The sequence below is a fragment of the Trinickia terrae genome (assembly GCF_005144415.1).
In the GTDB taxonomy this organism is placed as follows: Bacteria; Pseudomonadota; Gammaproteobacteria; order Burkholderiales; family Burkholderiaceae; genus Trinickia_A; species Trinickia_A terrae.
Map to the genome: position 1 here is coordinate 1 of NZ_SWJE01000068.1, position 261 is coordinate 261.

1 pseudogene is annotated in these 261 nt (G+C 66.3%); it reads right to left on the reverse strand.

What is annotated here, in order from left to right:
• Positions 1-261 (reverse strand): annotated as a pseudogene (locus FAZ69_RS33105) (potassium-transporting ATPase subunit B); the annotation flags it as partial.

Below are 261 nucleotides of genomic sequence, written 5' to 3' on the forward strand. Positions count from 1 at the left end.
ACGGGAACGGCAGCAGGATGCCGCCAAGGCCGTAGACCAGCAGATTGCGGCGCAGCAGCGACGCGGCGCCGAGCGGACGGTACTTCACGCCCTTCAGCGCGAGCGGGATCAGCGCCACGATGATCAGCGCGTTGAAGATCACCGCCGACAGGATCGCCGACGACGGCGACGTCAAATGCATGATGTCGAGCACGCGCAGCTGCGGGTAGGTCGTCGCGAACGCCGCCGGGATGATCGCGAAGTACTTCGCGACGTCGTTGG